Annotated in this window: 14 protein-coding genes; 5 read left to right on the top strand and 9 right to left on the bottom strand. The window is 75.7% G+C overall.

Features of this window, described 5'->3' with window-relative positions; all coding sequences use genetic code 11:
* Positions 1-5 precede the first annotated feature (5 nt).
* Together BUE37_RS18500 and BUE37_RS18495 are read left to right on the top strand one after the other, a co-directional pair.
* Positions 6-386: a VOC family protein gene (locus BUE37_RS18500; RefSeq protein ID WP_073421773.1), complete on the top strand. Its 381-nt coding sequence runs from the start codon at positions 6-8 to the stop codon at positions 384-386.
* Positions 387-408: 22 nt separating this feature from the next.
* Positions 409-738 (top strand): putative quinol monooxygenase, encoded by a 330-nt coding sequence (locus tag BUE37_RS18495; RefSeq protein ID WP_073421772.1) that lies wholly within the window; start codon positions 409-411, stop codon positions 736-738.
* A gap of 57 nt (positions 739-795) precedes the next feature.
* Here the strand turns inward: BUE37_RS18495 and BUE37_RS18490 are convergent, their stop codons facing one another.
* The 4 genes from BUE37_RS18490 to serA form a co-directional block, all read right to left on the bottom strand.
* The gene (locus BUE37_RS18490) at positions 796-1,707 is read right to left on the bottom strand and encodes a DUF559 domain-containing protein (protein ID WP_073421771.1); all 912 of its coding nucleotides are present in this window, start codon (positions 1,705-1,707) and stop codon (positions 796-798) included.
* A 137-nt stretch (positions 1,708-1,844) separates the two neighbouring features.
* A complete protein-coding gene (gene cimA, locus BUE37_RS18485) occupies positions 1,845-3,440 on the bottom strand; it encodes a citramalate synthase (RefSeq protein WP_175562913.1) in 1,596 nt (531 codons plus the stop codon).
* Between the two features lie 177 nt (positions 3,441-3,617).
* Positions 3,618-4,640 carry a 3-isopropylmalate dehydrogenase gene (locus tag BUE37_RS18480; RefSeq protein ID WP_073421770.1) on the bottom strand — a complete coding sequence of 341 codons (1,023 nt, stop codon included), beginning with the start codon at positions 4,638-4,640 and terminating at the stop codon, positions 3,618-3,620.
* A gap of 15 nt (positions 4,641-4,655) precedes the next feature.
* The gene (gene serA, locus BUE37_RS18475; RefSeq protein ID WP_073421769.1) at positions 4,656-6,257 is read right to left on the bottom strand and encodes a phosphoglycerate dehydrogenase; all 1,602 of its coding nucleotides are present in this window, start codon (positions 6,255-6,257) and stop codon (positions 4,656-4,658) included.
* A 206-nt stretch (positions 6,258-6,463) separates the two neighbouring features.
* Between serA and BUE37_RS24005 the strand changes: the two genes are divergently transcribed.
* The 3 genes from BUE37_RS24005 (at position 6,464) to BUE37_RS24000 (ending at position 8,448) form a co-directional block, all read left to right on the top strand.
* Positions 6,464-7,297, top strand: coding sequence for a hypothetical protein (locus BUE37_RS24005; RefSeq protein ID WP_175562912.1), 834 nt, complete (start codon positions 6,464-6,466; stop codon positions 7,295-7,297).
* A gap of 2 nt (positions 7,298-7,299) precedes the next feature.
* A complete protein-coding gene (locus BUE37_RS18465) occupies positions 7,300-7,725 on the top strand; it encodes a hypothetical protein (protein WP_073421768.1) in 426 nt (141 codons plus the stop codon).
* 132 nt (positions 7,726-7,857) lie between these two features.
* Positions 7,858-8,448, top strand: coding sequence for a hypothetical protein (locus BUE37_RS24000; RefSeq protein WP_073421767.1), 591 nt, complete (start codon positions 7,858-7,860; stop codon positions 8,446-8,448).
* Between the two features lie 66 nt (positions 8,449-8,514).
* Here BUE37_RS24000 and ilvC read toward each other — a convergent pair whose 3' ends face one another.
* From ilvC to BUE37_RS18435, 5 genes are all read right to left on the bottom strand, one after another.
* Positions 8,515-9,543 carry a ketol-acid reductoisomerase gene (ilvC, locus tag BUE37_RS18455; protein WP_073421766.1) on the bottom strand — a complete coding sequence of 343 codons (1,029 nt, stop codon included), beginning with the start codon at positions 9,541-9,543 and terminating at the stop codon, positions 8,515-8,517.
* Between the two features lie 102 nt (positions 9,544-9,645).
* Positions 9,646-10,173, bottom strand: coding sequence for an acetolactate synthase small subunit (ilvN, locus tag BUE37_RS18450; RefSeq protein WP_073421765.1), 528 nt, complete (start codon positions 10,171-10,173; stop codon positions 9,646-9,648).
* Positions 10,174-10,261: 88 nt separating this feature from the next.
* Positions 10,262-12,130: an acetolactate synthase large subunit gene (locus BUE37_RS18445; protein ID WP_073421764.1), complete on the bottom strand. Its 1,869-nt coding sequence runs from the start codon at positions 12,128-12,130 to the stop codon at positions 10,262-10,264.
* Between the two features lie 253 nt (positions 12,131-12,383).
* On the bottom strand, positions 12,384-15,068 hold the full coding sequence (locus tag BUE37_RS18440) for a putative bifunctional diguanylate cyclase/phosphodiesterase (RefSeq protein WP_073421763.1): 2,685 nt from the start codon (positions 15,066-15,068) through the stop codon (positions 12,384-12,386).
* The gene (locus tag BUE37_RS18435; protein ID WP_139253036.1) at positions 15,061-17,766 is read right to left on the bottom strand and encodes a putative bifunctional diguanylate cyclase/phosphodiesterase; all 2,706 of its coding nucleotides are present in this window, start codon (positions 17,764-17,766) and stop codon (positions 15,061-15,063) included. Before BUE37_RS18435 ends, BUE37_RS18440 begins: the two co-directional genes overlap by 8 nt.
* Positions 17,767-17,823: the final 57 nt, after the last annotated feature.

Here is a 17,823-nt window from a genome sequence, read left to right as displayed (position 1 = left end):
CCGGTGTGGCCTGCCGCCTGAGCGAGATCGTCGTCGACAGCCGGGACCCCGAGGCGCTCGCCGCCTGGTGGGCGCAGGTGCTCGGCTACCGGGTGCTCGGGCGCGACGAGGACGGCGCCGTGGAGATCGGCCCGGAGGCCGGCTTCGGTGGCCCGGCGCCCACGCTGGTCTTCACCCCGGTGGAGCACTGGGAGCCCGCGAAGCCGCGCCTGCACCTCGACGTCAACGCCACCGACCGCGACCAGGACGCCGAGCTGCAGCGGCTGCTCGGCCTCGGGGCCACGCGCGCCGACGTCGGCCAGACCGGCGAGGAGTCCTGGCACGTGCTCGCCGACCCGGAGGGCAACCCGTTCTGCCTGCTGAGCCGCCGTCTCGACCCGCTGTGACCCCCGACCCGAGGAGAGTCCCGTGATCCTGATCGTCATCAAGTTCCCCGTCCGGCCGGACAGGATCGACGAGTTCCGGGCCAAGGCCGACGAGTACGCCGCGGCGGTGAACGCCGAGGAGGGCAGCCTGTTCTTCGAGTGGTCGCGCAGCGTGCTCGACCCGAACACCTTCGTCTGCATCGAGGGCTTCCGGGACTCCGACGCCGGCGCCTCGCACGTGGCCACCCCGCACGCGAAGGCCGCCTTCGACTGGATGTCGGACCTCGTGGCCGAGCAGCCGCAGATCATCTACGTCGACGAACCGTCGGTGCCCGGCTTCGGCCCGATGGGCGAGGTCCAGCCCCGCACCTGATCCGCCGGCGGGCGACAGCGTGCGCGGAGGTGCACTGCGAGACCCGGTCGCTGCACCTCAGCGCACGCTGTCGCCACCCAGCAGCCGCCGCCGGGCCCGGTACACCGCGAGGACGTCGCGCCGGCACTCGTCGGGCGCTGTCGTGAGCCGGCGGTAGCCGTACCGCAGGGTCTGCCAGCCGGCGGTCGCGACGAGCGAGTCGCGGCGGATGTCGGACTCGCGCTGCTCCCTCGAGCCGTGCCAGGCGGCACCGTCCATCTCGACCGCGAGCTGCACGTCGTCGTAGGCGGCGTCCAGGAAGAAGGTCTCGCCGCGCACCGCGAGCCGGCGCTGCTGCGTGAACGGCGGCATGCCCGGCGCGCGCAGCACCCGCAGGCAGCCCCAGATCTCCAGCTCGCTGCGGCAGCCGTCTGCCAGCAGGCCGACCAGCGCCGCGAGCTCGGCCCGCCCTCGCAGCCGGGTGCTCCGCTCCAGCTCGTACGCCAGGTCGGCGGGCCGACAGAGCCGCTGCCGGACGGCGGTGATCGCGGCGGCGCGGACGTCGGTGCGCGTCGGCGGGCCGGCGCCCCAGGCGTCGACGACGGCCCGCTCGACCGACGTCACCGGCAAGCCGCCCGCCCGGCGCCGGTCGGCGACCGCCGCCGCGTTCCGGTGCACCACCACGCCGGCCGGCCCGCGCGCGCTGCGGCCGTCCGCGACCGTCACGTGCACCGGGCCGGGCGGCGGCGGGAGGAGCTGCCACAGCGCCAGCGCCGTCCCGTGGCTGGCGACGGCGCCGCGACCGGCCAGCGCCGCGGCCACCCGCACCCGCCACCGCTGCGCCGCCACCGGGGTGGCCAGCACGCCGGGCGCGAGCCGGACCAGCCGGCCGCGGGTGACCCAGGTGGAGAGGGTCCGTGCGCTGACGTGCCGGAGCAGCTCCGCGCGGGTGGCCCAGCCCGCGGGGCCGACGACGAGGTCCACGTCCATGCCCGCGACCCTGCGGGCCGGACGCGCGGGCGGACGATCCACCGCCCGATCTGTGGACGGACGGCGACACCGTGCGCCGAGGTGCGGGCAGGGCCTCCGGGACCGCACCTCGGCGCACGCTGTCGGGCCGGGGAGGCCTAGCGGCAGTGGACGGCGTAGGTGAGCGCGTCGACCAGCGCGTGCCAGGAGGCCTCGACGATGTTGTCGTGGACGCCGACGGTGGTCCACTCCCCCACGCCGTCGGTGCTGTCGACCAGCACCCGCGTGGTGGCGCTCGTGCCGCCCTTCCAGCCGAGGATGCGCACCTTGTAGTCGGCCAGCGAGACGTCGGCGAGGCCGGGGTGGCGGCCGACCAGCGCCTGGCGCAGCGCGTTGTCCAGCGCGTTGACCGGGCCGTTGCCCTCGGCGGTGCTGATGACCCGCTCGGAGCTGCCGTCGTCGTTGGGCAGGTGCACCTTCACCGTCGCCTCGCTGACGACCACGCCGTTGCCCCAGTGCTCGACCGTCGTCCGGTAGCTCTCCAGCCGGAACAGCGGCGCCGGCGCACCCGGGAGCTGCGAGCGCAGCAGCAGCTCGAAGGAGGCGTCGGCCGCCTCGAACGACCAGCCGTCGGCCTCCAGCACCTTCACCCGGTCGACGACGCGGCCCACGACCTCGGCATGCCCGTCGAGGTCGACGCCGAGCTCGCGGCCCTTGAGCTCGACCGACGCCCGGCCGGCCATCTCGGTGACCAGGATGCGCATGTCGTTGCCGACGACGGCCGGGTCGAGGTGGTTGTAGAGCTCGGGGCTGACCTTGATGGCGCTGGCGTGCAGGCCGGCCTTGTGCGCGAACGCCGACGCCCCGACGAAGGGCTGGTGGTCGTCGGGCGCGATGTTCGCGAGCTCGGCGATCGCGTGGCTGACCCGCTGCAGCTCGGCCAGGCACTCCGCGGGCACCACGGGCAGCCCCATCTTGGTCACCAGGTTGGCGACCAGCGCGAACGTGTCGGCGTTGCCCGCCCGCTCGCCGTAGCCGTTGGCGGTGCCCTGGACGTGCGTCACCCCGGCCTCGACGGCGGCCAGCGAGTTGGCGACCGCGCAGCCGGTGTCGTCCTGGCAGTGGATGCCCAGCCGCCCCTCGACCCGCGAGCGCACGTCGGCCACGACCCGGCCCACGCCCATCGGCAGCATGCCGCCGTTGGTGTCGCACAGGACGCCGACCTCCGCGCCCGCGCCGAACGCCGCCCGCAGCACCGCGACGCCGTAGTCCGGGTCGGCGGCGTACCCGTCGAAGAAGTGCTCGCAGTCGACGAACACGCGCCGGCCGTGCGCGACGAGGTGGGCCACGGTGTCGGCGACCATCGCGAGGTTCTCCTCGAGCGTGGTGCGCAGCGCGTCGCGGACGTGCCGGACGTCGGACTTCGCGACCAGGCAGACCACCGGCGTCTCGGCGTCGAGCAGGGCCCTCACCTGCGGGTCGTCCTCCACCCGGACGCCGGCCTTGCGGGTGGCGCCGAACGCCACGAGCACCGCGTGCCGCAGCTTGAGCTCGGTGCGCGCGCGGGCGAAGAACTCGGTGTCCTTGGGCAGCGCCCCCGGCCAACCGCCCTCGATGTAGCCGACGCCGATCTCGTCGAGCAGCCGCGCGACGGCGAGCTTGTCCGCGACGGAGAAGCTGATCCCCTCGCGCTGGGCGCCGTCGCGGAGCGTCGTGTCGAAGACGTGCAGGTCGGTGTCGAGGTCGGTGGCCACGGGCTCTCCCGGGGGTTCGACGCCGATCAGGCCCCTCACACGAAGAAGACCCCCCGGGAACGGGAGGTCGGCGCGCGGTCGGGGGTGCTGACCGCGCGCTAGACGATGATGAGGGTGGTGCCGGGGACGTGCATCGCCGCGGAGTCTAACCCCGCGGCGACGCGCCGCTCAGCCCCGTCAGCCTCCCGCTAGGGCGGCGAGCCGGTCGCCGACCTCCGCGGTGCGCACCTGGGCGCGCGGGTCGCGGGTGGACAGGTCGAAGGCGACGGCGGCGTTCACCTTGCGGGCGAGGTCGGCGTGGCCGAGGTGGTCGAGCAGCAGGCCCACCGACAGCACGGTCGCCGTCGGGTCGGCGATGCCCTGCCCGGCGATGTCGGGCGCGGAGCCGTGCACCGGCTCGAACATCGACGGGTTGGTGCCGGAGGCGTCGAGGTTGCCGCTGGCGGCGAGGCCGATGCCGCCGGTGACCGCGGCGGCGACGTCGGTGACGATGTCGCCGAAGAGGTTGTCGGTGACGATGACGTCGTAGCGGCCCGGGTCGGTGATGAAGAACATCGACGCGGCGTCGACGTGCTGGTAGGCGACGGTGACCTCGGGGAACTCGGCGGCCACCTCCTCGACGGTCCGCGACCACAGCGACCCGGCGTGGGTGAGCACGTTGGTCTTGTGGATGAGCGTGAGGTGCCGGCGCGGCCGGGCCGTGGCCCGCTCGAAGGCGTAGCGGACCACCCTCTCGACGCCGAACGCGGTGTTGAGGCTGACCTCGGTGGCCACCTCGTGCGGGGTGTCGCGGCGCAGCACGCCGCCGTTGCCGACGTAGGGCCCCTCGGTGCCCTCGCGCACGCACAGCATGTCGATCTCGCCGGGCTCGGCGAGCGGGCTGCGGACGCCGTCGTAGAGCTTGGCCGGCCGCAGGTTGACGTGGTGGTCGAGCTCGAAGCGCAGCCGGAGCAGCAGCCCGCGCTCGAGGATGCCGGGCGGCACGCTGGGGTCGCCGATGGCGCCGAGCAGGATCGCGTCGTGCCCGCGCAGCTCGTCGAGCACGCTGTCGGGCAGCAGCTCGCCGGTGCGCTGCCAGCGGGCGGCGCCCAGGTCGTAGGGCGTCGTCTCGAGGCCGGGGGCGACCGCCCCGAGGACCTTGAGGCCCTCGGAGACGACCTCCGGGCCGATGCCGTCTCCCGCGATCACAGCCAGGCGCATGGCGAGGACCCTAGGTCAGCGGGGGTCGAGGTCGGCGGAGCGGGCCTCGCGCGCTCCGATGCGGCCGGCGATGTCGGCGAGCAGCTCGGGGGCGACCGGGCTGTCGACGACGACGGCCATGAGCGCCTCGCCGCCGCGCGTGGTGCGGCTGACCTGGGCGCCGGCGATGTTGATCCCGGCCTCCCCCAGCGCCGCGCCGACGGTGCCGACGACGCCGGGCCGGTCGGTGTAGAGGAAGAACAGCAGGTGCCCGGACAGGTCGAGGTCCATGTCGAAGCCGTCGACCTCGACGAGCTTGGGCACCTGGTTCTTGCCGAACAGGGTGCCGGAGACGCACACCTCGCGGCCGTCGGCCATCGCGCCGCGCACCCGGACGAGGTTGCGGTAGTCGGGGCTCTCGACGTCGCTGGTCAGCGCCACCTCCAGGCCGCGCTGCCCGGCCAGCAGCGGCGCGTTGACGTAGGTGACCTGCTCCTCGACGACGTCGGCGAAGACGCCCTTGAGCACGGCCAGCTGCAGCACCGAGTCGTCGAACTCGGCGAGCTTGCCGCGCACGTCGACGGTGAGGGACTGCGCGAGCCCGCCGGCGACGGCGGTGAACACGGTGCCCAGCCGCTCGGCCAGCGGCAGGCCGGGGCGCACGTCCTCGGCGACGACGCCGCCGGCCTGCACGTTGACCGCGTCGGGCACGAACTCGCCCTGCAGCGCCAGGCGGACCGAGTGGGCGACGGCGGTGCCGGCCTTGTCCTGCGCCTCCGTGGTGGAGGCCCCCAGGTGCGGGGTGACGACGGTGTTGGGCAGGCCGAACAGCGGGCTGTCGGTGGTGGGCTCGGTGGCGAAGACGTCGAGCCCGGCGGCGGCGACCTGGCCCGAGCGCAGGGCGTCGGCGAGCGCCGCCTCGTCGACCAGCCCGCCGCGGGCGGCGTTGACCACGATCACGCCGCGCTTGGTGGTGGCCAGCTCCGCGGCGCCGATGAGCCCGAGGGTCTCCGGCGTCTTCGGCAGGTGGACGGTGATGAAGTCGGCCTCGCGGAGCAGCTCCTCCAGCGACACCATGCGGACGCCGAGCTGCGCGGCGCGGCCGGGCTGGATGTAGGGGTCGTAGGCGATCAGCGTGGTGCCGAAGGCGGCCAGCCGCTGCGCGACGAGCTGGCCGATGCGGCCCAGCCCCACGACGCCGACGACCTTCCCGGTGACCTCGACGCCCATGAACCGCGACCGCGCCCACCGGCCCTCGCGCAGCGACGCGTCGGCGGCCGGGATCTGCCGGGCGGCGGCCAGCAGCAGCGCGACGGCGTGCTCGGCGGCGCTGACGATGTTCGACGTCGGGGCGTTGACCACCAGGACGCCGCGCTCGGTGGCCGCGGCGACGTCGACGTTGTCCAGGCCGATGCCGGCGCGGGCCACGACCTTCAGCCCGGGGGCGGCGGCGAGGGCCTCGGCGTCGATGCGCGTGGCGCTGCGGACCAGCACCGCGGCCGCGTCGGCGAGGGCCGGCAGCAGGGCCGCGCGGTCGGCGCCGTCGACGTGGCGGATCTCCACGTCGGTGCCGAGCACCTCCAGGACGCTCGGCGCCAGCTGCTCGGCGATGAGGACGACGGGCGCGCTCCGGTTCACGGGGGTAGAGCCTAGGGACGCGCAGGTCACGGGCACCGGCACGGGCGGGGTCACGGGGCGGGCACGGGGAGGGGTCACGGGGCGGGCACGCGGTGCCCCACGGGCCCCAGCACGGGCCCCCGCCGGGTGGCTCGCTTGATGTGGGTAGGGGTGCCCCGCATCCTGGCCGCGACCAGCCGGCACCGGCCGGCGACCCGGAGGAGACCATGACCGACTTCAGCAAGGACAGCGGCGGGGCCTCGGCCTCCGGCCAGGGCGGTTCCCAGGACCCCCAGCAGGCGGGCCAGTACGGCGGGCAGCCCCAGGGCCAGCAGTACGGCCAGCAGCAGGGCCAGCAGGGCTACGGCCAGGAGTACGGACAGCAGCAGGGCTACGGCCAGACCCAGCCCTACGGCCAGCAGTACGGCCAGCAGGGGTACGGCCAGCAGCCCCAGCAGTACGGCCAGCAGGGCTACGGGCAGCAGGGATACGGGCAGGGGTACGGCCAGCAGCCCCAGCAGTACGGCCAGTACGGCCAGGACCCGCAGTACGGCCAGTACGGCTACGCCCAGCAGTACGGCGCCGGCGCGGTGCCGGCCAAGCCCGGCGGCGTGGTGACGGCGGCGGTCCTCGGCTTCGTGTTCGGCGCCATCGGCGTGCTGCTGAGCTTCCTGCTGGTCTTCGCCGGGGCCGTGGCCAGCGGTGCGGGCAACGGGATCGACGACGAGATCCCCGGCTTCGGCGCCGTCGCCGGCGCGGTCGGCGGGGTGATCCTGGCCTTCGGCCTGGTGGTGCTGATCTGGACCGTCGTCATGATCTGGGGCTCGGTCTGGGCGCTGTCCGGCCGCAGCCGGGTGATGCTCCTCGTCGGCGGCTCGATCGCGCTGGCGTTCACCCTGCTCGGCTTCATCGGCAACCTGTCCGACGCCGACACCGCGGGGGCCGGCGGGATCATCACCAGCCTGCTGTTCTTCCTCGCCGCGCTGGCGATCGTCGTCCTGCTGTCGCTGAAGCCGGCCGCCGCGTTCTTCGCCGCGCACCGCGCCCGGCGCGGCCGCTGACGATGTCCGCGGGGACGCCGGGCCGGGACGGGCCGGGGCGGGGCGGGCGTCCCGTCCCGCGCCCGGCCCCGCTGCTCGTCGCGACGCTGCTCGGCTTCCTGCTCGGCCTCTGGGCCCTGCTGTACGCGGCGCTGCTGTTCTCGGCGGCCCGTTCCGACGGCGTCCTCGCCGCGATCGCGGCCGTCTGGCTCGGCATCACCGTGCTGTGCGTGGCGGGCGGCGTCCAGGCGCTGACCGGGCGGGGCGGCCGCCTCCTCGCGGCCGGCGGGGTGGCGGTCGCCGCTCTGTCGCTGCTGGGGGTCGTCACCTCGGTCCTGGACGGCACGCTCGCCGTGTGGCCGCTGGTCCTGGCGGCGGCCGGCGCGGGCGTCGTCGTGCTGCTCAACCGGCCGGCGTCCCGGGAGTTCCTCAGCCGGCCCCGCGCCTGACCTCCCGCGCCGGACCTCGCGCCCCTGACCTGCACCGATCCCCCGCCCGGGCGACGACCCGGGCCCCCGCAGGCCCCTACACTCCGCCGCCGACCGCCGACCCGGCGCGCCGGCTCTCCCGGAAGGAACCCCATGACAGGTCCCAGCTTCGACAAGGACTCCCCCTACGGGGGCCAGCCCGCGCCGGGTCAGCCGCCCTACGGCCAGCAGCCCGGCTACGGCCAGCAGCAGCCGTACGGCCAGCAGCCGTACGGCCAGCAGCCCTACGGCCAGCCGCAGCCGTACGGCCAGCAGCCGGGCGGCTTCGGCGGCCCCTCCCCCTACGGCGCGCCGGCCGGCAGGCGCCCGGGCGTCGTCACCGGCGCCGCGGTCGTCGGCATCGTCTGGGGTGGCCTCGGCACGCTGTTCGGGATCATCAGCCTGTCGCTGGCCTTCCAGATCAACGCGGTGGTGGGGCTGCTCGTGCTCCTGTCGACCGCGCTGTCGGTCGGCCTGCTCGTCGGCGGCATCCAGACGCTGCAGGGCAAGTCGCCCCGGCTGCTGCTGCTCATCAGCTACGTGGCCATCGGGATCAACGTGATCTCGCTGCTCCTGTCGCTGATCAGCGACGGCGCCTCGGCGGCCAACGGCCTGCTCGGGTTCATCCTGCCGGTCGTCGTCGTGGCGCTGCTGCGCCAGCCGCAGGCCCGGCAGTACTACGCCTCGCGCGGCATCAGCTACTGATCCCCGCACGTACGGGAACGGCCCCCGCTGCCATCGGGCAGCGGGGGCCGTTCCCGTGTGCCGACGTTACGAGCGGGCGGCGGTGCCGGTGTAGTCGTCGGAGCTCGACACCCAGCTCATCAGGCCGCGCAGCTTGCGGCCGGTCTCCTCGATCGGGTGCGCCTCGGCCTCGGCGCGGCGGCGCCTGAAGTCCGGCGCGCCGGCGTCCTGGTCGGCGATGAAGGCGGCGGCCCAGGAGCCGTCCTTGATCGCGGCGAGGACCTCCTTCATCGACTCCTTGACGCGGGCGTCGATGACCTTCGGGCCGGAGGTGTAGTCGCCGTACTCGGCGGTGTCCGACACCGACCAGCGCTGCTTGGCGATGCCGCCCTCGTACATGAGGTCGACGATCAGCTTGAGCTCGTGCAGGCACTCGAAGTACGCGATCTCGGGCTGGTAGCCGGCCTCGGTGAGGGTCTCGAAGCCGGCGGTGATCAGCGCGCTCGCGCCGCCGCAGAGGACGGCCTGCTCGCCGAACAGGTCGGTCTCGGTCTCCTCGGCGAACGTCGTCTTGATGACGCCGGCGCGGCTGCCGCCGATGGCCTTCGCGTAGGACAGCGCGAGCTGCAGGGCCTGCCCGCTCGCGTCCTGCTCGACGGCGACGAGGCAGGGCACGCCCTTGCCGTTCTCGAACTCGCGGCGCACGAGGTGGCCGGGGCCCTTGGGGGCGACCATCGCGACGTCGACGCCGGCCGGGGGCTTGACGTAGCCGAACCGGATGTTGAAGCCGTGGCCGAAGAACAGCGCGTCGCCGTCCTGCAGGTTGGGCTCGATCGACTCGGTGTAGAGGGTCCGCTGCACGTGGTCGGGCGCCAGGATCATGATCAGGTCCGCCTCGGCGGCGGCCTCGGACGGGGTGACGACCCGCAGGCCCTCGGCCTCCGCCTTGGCCCGGCTCTTCGACCCCTCGGGCAGGCCCACCCGGACGTCGACCCCCGAGTCGCGCAGCGAGAGGGCGTGCGCGTGCCCCTGGCTGCCGTAGCCGATGACGGCGACGGTGCGCCCCTGGATGATCGACAGGTCGGCGTCGTCGTCGTAGAAGATCTCGGCGGCCATGCGGTGGTGCTCCTTCGGTCGGTTCAGGTGAGTGGATGGAACGGCCCCCTCACAGGGTCCCGCCGCGAGCGCGCGAGCGGTGGGGGGCGAGGGGGTCCTTCGTCAGGCGGTGCGGTCGACCGGCCGCAAGGTACCGGCGCCGCTCATCGAGCGCGGTCCGCGGCCCAGGGCGACGGTGCCCGACTGGGCCATCTCCTTGATGCCGAGCGGGGCGAGGACCGCGAGCAGGGCCTGCAGCTTGTCGGGGGTCCCGGTGGCCTCGAGGGTCACCGTGTCGGTGTTGACGTCGACGACGCGGGCGCGGAAGAGCTCCGCGGTCTGGAGCACGGTGGTCCGCTCGGCCAGCGGCGCGCGGACCTTGACCAGCAGCAGCTCGCGCTGGACGGCGGCGCCGCCGTCGAGCTCCACGATCTTGATGACCTCGACGAGCTTGTTCAGCTGCTTGGTCACCTGCTCCAACGGGGCGGACTCCGCGTCGACGACGATCGTCATGCGGGACAGGTCGGGGTTCTCGGTCGGGCCGACGGCGAGCGACTCGATGTTGAACGCGCGCCGGCTGAACAGCGCCGAGACGCGGGCCAGGACGCCGGCCTTGTTCTCGACGAGGACCGACAGGGTGTGGCGGGTCATCGGGGGACCTTCTTCCGATCCGCGGTCCGGCCCCGTTCCAGGGGCCCGCCGCGAGCGTGCGAGTGGTGGGGACGAACGGGGTCCTTCGTCAGACCTGGTCCTCTCCGAAGACGGGCCGCAGGTCGCGCGCGGCCAGGATGTCGTCGTTGCTGGCGCCCGCGGCGACCATCGGCCACACCTGGGCGTCGGCGCCGACGACGAAGTCGATGACCACCGGGGCGTCGGTGATCGCCATGGCCTTCTCGATGACGGCGTCGACGTCGTCCTTGGACTCGCAGCGCAGGCCGACGCAGCCGAGCGCCTCGGCGAGCGCGACGAAGTCGGGGATGCGCACCGGCTTGGGCGTGCCGTCGGCGTTGCGCGCGTGCAGCCGCGTGTTGGAGTAGCGGCCCTCGTAGAAGAGGGTCTGCCACTGCCGGACCATGCCGAGGTTGCCGTTGTTGATGACGGCGACCTTGACCGGGATGCCCTCGATCGCGCAGGTGGCGAGCTCCTGGTTGGTCATCTGGAAGCAGCCGTCGCCGTCGATCGCCCAGACCGTGGTGTCGGGGCAGCCGTACTTGGCGCCCATGGCCGCGGGGACGGCGTAGCCCATCGTCCCGGCGCCGCCGCTGTTGAGCCAGGTGCCCGGCTTCTCGTAGCGGATGAACTGCGCGGCCCACATCTGGTGCTGGCCGACGCCGGAGGTATAGATCGCGTCGGGGCCGGCGATCGCGCCGAGCCGCTCGATGACGTACTGCGGCGACAGCGAGCCGTCCTCGGGCCAGTCGTAGCCGAGCGGGTAGCGGTCGCGCCAGTCGTCGAGCTGGGTCCACCAGGCGGTGAGGTCGGCGCGCCGGCCGGCCTCGTGCTCGGCGCGCAGGGCGGTCACCAGCTCGGCGATCGTCTCCTTCGCGTCGCCGACGATCGGCACGTCGGCCTTGCGGTTCTTGCCGATCTCGGCCGGGTCGATGTCGGCGTGCACGACCAGGGCACCGGGCGCGAAGGTCGACAGCTGGCCGGTGACGCGGTCGTCGAAGCGGGCGCCCAGGGCGACGAGGACGTCGGCCTTCTGCAGCGCGGTCACGGCGGCGACGGTGCCGTGCATGCCCGGCATGCCCAGGTGCTGCGGCGAGCTGTCGGGGAAGGCGCCGCGGGCCATGAGCGTGGTGACGACGGGCGCGCCGGTGAGCTCGGCCAGCTCGGCGAGCTCCGCGGTGGCGGAGGCCTTGAGCACGCCGCCGCCGACGTAGAGGACCGGGCGGCGGGCGCCGGCGATCAGCGCGGCGGCCTCGCGGACCTGCTTGCCGTGCGGGCGGGTGGTCGGCTTGTAGCCGGGCAGGTCCAGCCGCGGCGGCCAGGCGAAGTCGGTGCGCGCCTGCAGCACGTCCTTGGGGATGTCGACCAGGACCGGCCCGGGGCGGCCGGTGGCGGCGAGGTGGAAGGCCTCGGCGATCCGCTGCGGGATCTCGGCGGGGTCGGTGACCAGGAAGTTGTGCTTGGTGATCGGCATCGTGATGCCGCGGATGTCGGCCTCCTGGAAGGCGTCGGTGCCGATCGCGGCGCTGGGCACCTGCCCGGTGATCGCGACGATCGGGACCGAGTCCATGTAGGCGTCGGCGAGCGGGGTGACCAGGTTGGTCGCGCCCGGGCCCGAGGTGGCCATGCAGACGCCGACCCGGCCGGTGGCCTGCGCGTACCCGGTGGCGGCGTGGCCGGCGCCCTGCTCGTGGCGGACCAGGACGTGGCGCACGCGGGAGTCGAACAGCGGGTCGTAGGCCGGCAGGATCGCCCCGCCGGGGATGCCGAACACCACGTCGACGCCGACCGCCTCGAGCGAGCGGACCAGGCTCTGGGCGCCGGTGATGCCGGTCGCGGGCAGGTGAGCGGACTCGGCGATCGAGCGGGCCGTCGTCTCGACACCGGTGAGCGCCTCGGCGGCCTCTCGGGTGGCGGACTCGCTCGGGGTCGTGGTCATGGGGGGCGTCTCCTGGGCCGGACGTGCAGGGAGGGTGCGGTCGGGTGCCTGCTCGGGCAACAAAAAACCCCTCGTGCCACGGGCACGGAGGGGTCAGCGCGTCGGTCGGGCGACCGGCGCGCTAGGCGAGTACGAGGAGCAGGCAGGCGGAGGGCACGACCACACTGTGCGCCTCCGCCGTCGGGACGTCAACCAGCCCGTCCCACACCGTGGGACCGTGTCGAGCGGAACCTGGGACGACGCTCCGCGCCCGCTACGGGACGGCGACCGCCTCGGGGCCGCCGACCAGGGCCGGGTCGAACCCGTCGACCCGGGCGGGCAGGTCCGCGGCGGGCACCGGCCGGCCGATGTGCCAGCCCTGCAGGAAGCGGCAGCCCAGCGCGGTGAGCACCTCGAGCTGGGCGCGGGTCTCCACGCCCTCGGCGACGACGTCCATGCCGAGCGTGCGGCCGAGGTCGACGACGCTGCCGACGAGGGCGGCGACGCGCGGGTCGGTGTCGATGCCGGAGACGAACCCGCGGTCCATCTTCAGCACCTGCACGGGCAGCCGGGCGAGGTAGGCCAGCGACGAGTAGCCCTTGCCGAAGTCGTCGAGGGAGACCACGCAGCCCAGCGCGGACAGCTCGGCGAGCTCGGCCAGCAGCCGCTCGTCGTCGTCCATGAGGACGCTCTCGGTGACCTCGACCATGAGCAGGTGCGCCGGCAGGCCGGAGCCCTCCAGCGCGCGGGTGACGTCCTCCACCAGGCAGCGGGCCTGCAGGTGGCGCACGGAGATGTTGACGCCGAGCTTGAGGTCGCGGCCGCCGGCGACGAGGCGGGCGTGCTCGGCGGTGGCGGTCGCGAGCACCCAGCGCTGCAGCGGCACGATGAGCCCGTCGTCCTCGGCCAGGCCGATGAACTCCTCCGGCGGTACGGGGCCGAGCTCGGGGTGGTCCCAGCGCACCAGCGCCTCGACGCCGAGCACGCGCCGCTCCTCCGCGCCGGCGACCGGCTGGTAGACCATCCGCAGCTCGCCGCGGGCGATGGCGCCGGGCAGGTCGCGGGCCAGCCGGCTGCGGCGGGCGGACTCCTCGACGAGGGCCTCCCCCGACGCCCGGACGCCGTTCTTGCCCTGCGCCTTGACGGTGCGCAGCGCGAGGTCGGCCTCCCGCACGGTGGCCGAGGCGTCCGCGCCGGACAGCACCTCGGTGACGCCGACGCTGGCCGACACCCGCAGCACGGGGCCCGCAGTCTCCGGCTCCCCCGGCGCGGCGTGCCGGCTCGTGCGGTCGAGCTTCGCGACCAGCCGCTCGGCCAGGGCGAGGGCCTCGTCGGGGCCGCCGTCGACGACGAGGGCGAACTCGTCGCCGCCGAGCCGGGCCACCAGGTCGGTGCCGCGCGCCTCGGCGCGCAGTGCGGCCGCGACCTCGACCAGCAGCCGGTCCCCGGCGTCGTGGCCGGCGAGGTCGTTGACGGCCTTGAAGCCGTCGAGGTCGACGAGCAGCACGCAGGCGCGGGCGCCGCGGCCGGCGCGGGCGAGGGCGCCGTCGAGGGCGGCCATGAACCGGGCGCGGTTGGGCAGGCCGGTGAGCGAGTCGGTGTAGGCCAGCCGCTCGAGCTCGCGGTGGCTGGCGCGGCGCTCGGTGACGTCGCGCAGGTGCAGCACCAGCCCGTCGCCGGTGCGGCGGCCGCCGGTGCGGGCGGCACCGGACACCTCGACCTCGCGCCACGCGCCGTCGGCGGTGCGCAGCCGGCCGGTGGCGGGCAGGCCGTCGGGGGCGCCGTCGCGCAGGGCCGCGGCGACCCGGACGACGAGGTCGCGGTCCTCCTCGTGCAGCAGCCCGACGAGCAGGCGTCCGCGGAGGTCCTCCTCGGGGCGGCCGAGCTGGGCCTCGACCGCGCCGGTCGCCGAGGTCACCCGGCCGGCGGCGTCGAGCTCGACGGTGACGGCGTCGCCGCTGTGCACCAGCGCGCGGAACCAGCCCTCGGTGCGCTCGAGGCGGCGGGTGAGCCGGGCGGCGTCGAGCACCCAGGACAGGGTGCGGACCGCGGCCAGCAGCAGCAGGACGGTGGCGGCGCCGGCCTCGGCGGCCTGCAGCGGCCGCCCCGCGACGACGCCGGCGGTCAGCCCGACCAGCGCGGCGGTCGCGGCGCCGTGGGCGAGCACGCCGCCGCGCAGGGGCAGCGCCCGCCGGGACCCCGGCGGGAAGTCGGCGGCCGGCACGGGAGGGTCGGCGGCGGCCGCACCCAGGGCGGTGCCGAGCATGGCGAGCCACGCGAGCACGGTGACCACCCCGGCGACCGGGGCGGCGCCCTCGGCCGTGCGGCCGGCCGCGCCGCCGAGGGCGACGACGGCCATCGCCACGAAGGAGGCGAGCAGCCAGCCGGCCGCGCGGCGGCGGTCCTCCGACACCGCGGTGAGGGTGACCAGGCCGATGCCGCACAGGACGGCGCCCACCAGCGGGTAGCCGACGGCGATCAGGCCCTCGGCGGGGCCGCGGACGGCGGCCAGCAGGTCGGCGAGCAGGACGTCGCCGAGCAGCGCGACGGCGATGGTGACGACGAGGCCGTCGAGCACCACGCGGGTGCCCAGCCGGCGCTCGGCCCGCGGCGGCAGGAGCAGCACGGCGGCCGACACCGCGACCGGGACGGCGAGCAGGGCGGGCAGGTCCTCGACCCCGCCGGCACTCATGTCGCGGTCGGGCCGGGCGAGGGCGAGCACCTGGCCGAGCGCGAGCAGCGCGCCGGCGGCCGCGAGCGCCTGCCAGGGCCGGCGGGCGGTCCGGGGCAGGCGGGCGGCGCGGCGGGCCAGCACGGCGGCGGCAGCGCCGGAGCCGAGCGCGAGCGCCGCCGGGACGAGCCGGCCGGCCTCCTGCGCCCCGGACAGCTGCAGCGCGGTGGTGCCGGCGCCGAGGACTGCGAGCAGGACGACGACGGCGCGGCTGGCGGCGTCAGGCACCGGACGCCTCCCGCAGGACGGAGGAGTCGGCGGTCTCCCCGGCGATCAGGGTCGCGGCCGGGCCGGCCGAGGAGCCGACCAGCCCCGGCCACAGCGCGCCGGCGTTCTCGCGCAGCACCTGCGCCAGGTCGGCGGCCGGCAGCGGGCGAGCGAGCAGGAAGCCCTGCGCGAAGCCGACGCCGAGACCGCGCAGCACGCCGAGCTGGGCCGGCGTCTCCACGCCCTCGGCGACGACGTCGAGGCCGAGCGCGCGGCCGATGGTGACCATCGACTCGCACAGCGCCCGGCTGTCCCGGTCGCGGTCCACGCGGGAGACGAACGCGCGGTCGAGCTTGACGACGTCGATGGGCAGGCGGGTCAGGTGCAGCAGCGACGAGGAGCCGGTGCCGAAGTCGTCGAGGGCCACGTGCACGCCCATGAGGCGCAGCGCGGCGATGTCGCCGTCGACGGCGGTGCCGGCCGCGCGCACGGTGGCCTCGGTGATCTCGAGGACCAGCCGCTCGGGCCCGAGGCCGGAGCAGCGCAGGGCGCCCGCGACGTCGTCGACCAGGGTGCGGGCGGCGACGTGCGCGGCGGAGATGTTGACGCCCAGCCGCAGCGGGACGCCGTCGACGGCGGGCAGCCCGGCGACGGTGGTCGTGGCCTCCCGCAGGGCCCAGCGCTGCAGGTCGGCGATGACGCCGGCCCGCTCGGCGACGGGCACGAACTCCCGCGGCGGGACCTCGCCGAGGTCGGGGTGCCGCCAGCGCAGCAGCGCCTCTACGCCGGTCACCCGCTGCTCCCCCATCGACACGATCGGCTGGAACGCCAGCCACAGCTCCCCGCGCGCGGCGGCTCCGGCGACGTCCTCGCGCAGCCGGTCCCGGCGGGCCGCGGCCGCGCCGAGCTCCGGGGTCCACACGGTGGCCCGGGCCCGGCCGGAGGTGCGCGCGGCGGCGACGGCGAGCTCGGCGCGCGCGGTCAGCCCGGCGACGTCGAGGCCGTCCTCGGCGACGACGACGCCGACGTCGGCGGTGAGGTCGAAGACGCCCGCGGGCGTGGTCACCGGCTGCTCGAGCACGGCGAGGCAGCGGTCGGCGAGCAGCGCGGCGGTGTCGGCGTCGCCCTCGGCGAGGATGCCGAAGGTGCCGCCCACGGTGCGGGCCACGACCTCCTCGCCGCGGGTGGTGGCGCGCAGCCGGCGGCCGAGCTCGACCAGGACGGTGGTCACGGTGTCGCGGCCGGCGTGCTCGCGGACGTCGTCGAGCCCGCGGACGTCGACGAGCAGCACGGCGTGGCCGGCGCCCGTGCCGGCCAGTGCGGCTTCCCAGCCGGCCCGGTTGGGCAGGCCGGTCAGGGCGTCGGTGTAGGCGACCTCGGCCAGCGCGCGCTCGCGGGCCTCGCGCTCGGTCACGTCCCGGCAGTGCAGCACGACGGAGCCGACCGCGGCCTCGTCGCGCAGGTCGGCGACGCTCGCCTCCAGGTGCCGGGTGCCGCCGTCGGTGGTGCGGACGCGGAGGGTCAGCAGGCCGGGCGCCCCGGCGGGGCCGGCGAGCAGCCGGCGCAGCGCGGCGGCGTCGGCGGGGTCGACGGTGCCGGGGCGGGCGGTGCCACCGGTGAGCAGGTCGCGGCCGGCCAGCTCGGCGGGCGTGGTGCCCAGCAGGTCGGCCAGCGCCGCGGAGACCCAGCCGACGCGCAGCCGGCGGTCGAGGACGAGCACGGCCTCGCGGGTGGACTGCAGGAGCTTGCGGAAGTACGCCTCGTCCGAGCGCAGGCGGGCGCCGCGCTGGTGGTCCTCGCGGGCGGTGACCCAGCGGTGCGCCGCCGACAGGGCCACGCACAGCAGCGCGCCGGCGAGGGTGACCCGGGTGGGCCGGACGCCGAACGCGAGCGGGCCGACGACGACCCCGACCACGGCGACGAGCGCGAGCTGGGGCAGGACCGACCGCAGCTGGACGGCGCGGCCGCTGGCGGCGCCGGTCGAGGAGGAGGCGGCGGCGTCGCGGAGGCGGGCCAGCACGACCAGCGCCAGCCCGAGCACCACGGCGATCCGGGTGGCGGCGACGAGGTGGGGCGCGCCGAGCAGCGCGGCGGAGGTGGCGGTGCCGCGGCCCAGGCACAGCAGCACCAGGCCGCCGAGCAGGACGGCGGCCATCCCCTGGCGGTGCGCCGCCACGGAGCCGAGGACGGTGAGCGCGGCGGCCATGACCGCGCCGGTGGCGGCGACGGCGGCGCCGAGCACCAGCTGGGCGCCGACGGTCAGGCCGGCCCAGCTGTTGCCCGGGCCGACCAGCAGCAGCTGCATGACCACGACCGCGGCGGTGCCGAACAGCGCCAGCTCGAGCGACGTGCGCGAGCAGGTGCGGCGCAGGCCGGAGCGCCCGGCCATGTGCAGCAGCGCCACGACGGTGACGGCGTAGCCGGGCACGGTGGGCAGCCAGCGCAGGACGACCTGCTGCAGCACCGTCTCCGGCTGCACGACCGCGCCCACCGCGAGCGCGAGGACGGGGAAGAGCGGGGCGAGGGCGAGCAGCCGCCACGGCCGGTCGCCGGCCGCACCCGAGCGGCTCGTCGCGAACAGCACGGCCGCCGTCGCCACCCCGGCGAGGGCGGCGACGGCGTCGCCGAGCGGGGTCAGCGGCGGGACGAGCGCGGCGAGCACGCACGCCGCCGCGGCGGGCACGGCAGCCGCGAGCAGCCACCTGGTCCGTCTGTCCACAGTCCCGGTGTCGGCACCGCGGGCGGGCCGGAACAGCGCGGGGCGCCGCCGCTCACC

This window comes from Geodermatophilus nigrescens (genome assembly GCF_900129495.1).
In the GTDB taxonomy this organism is placed as follows: domain Bacteria; phylum Actinomycetota; class Actinomycetes; order Mycobacteriales; family Geodermatophilaceae; genus Geodermatophilus; species Geodermatophilus nigrescens.
This window is presented reverse-complemented; position numbering and strand designations above follow the sequence as displayed.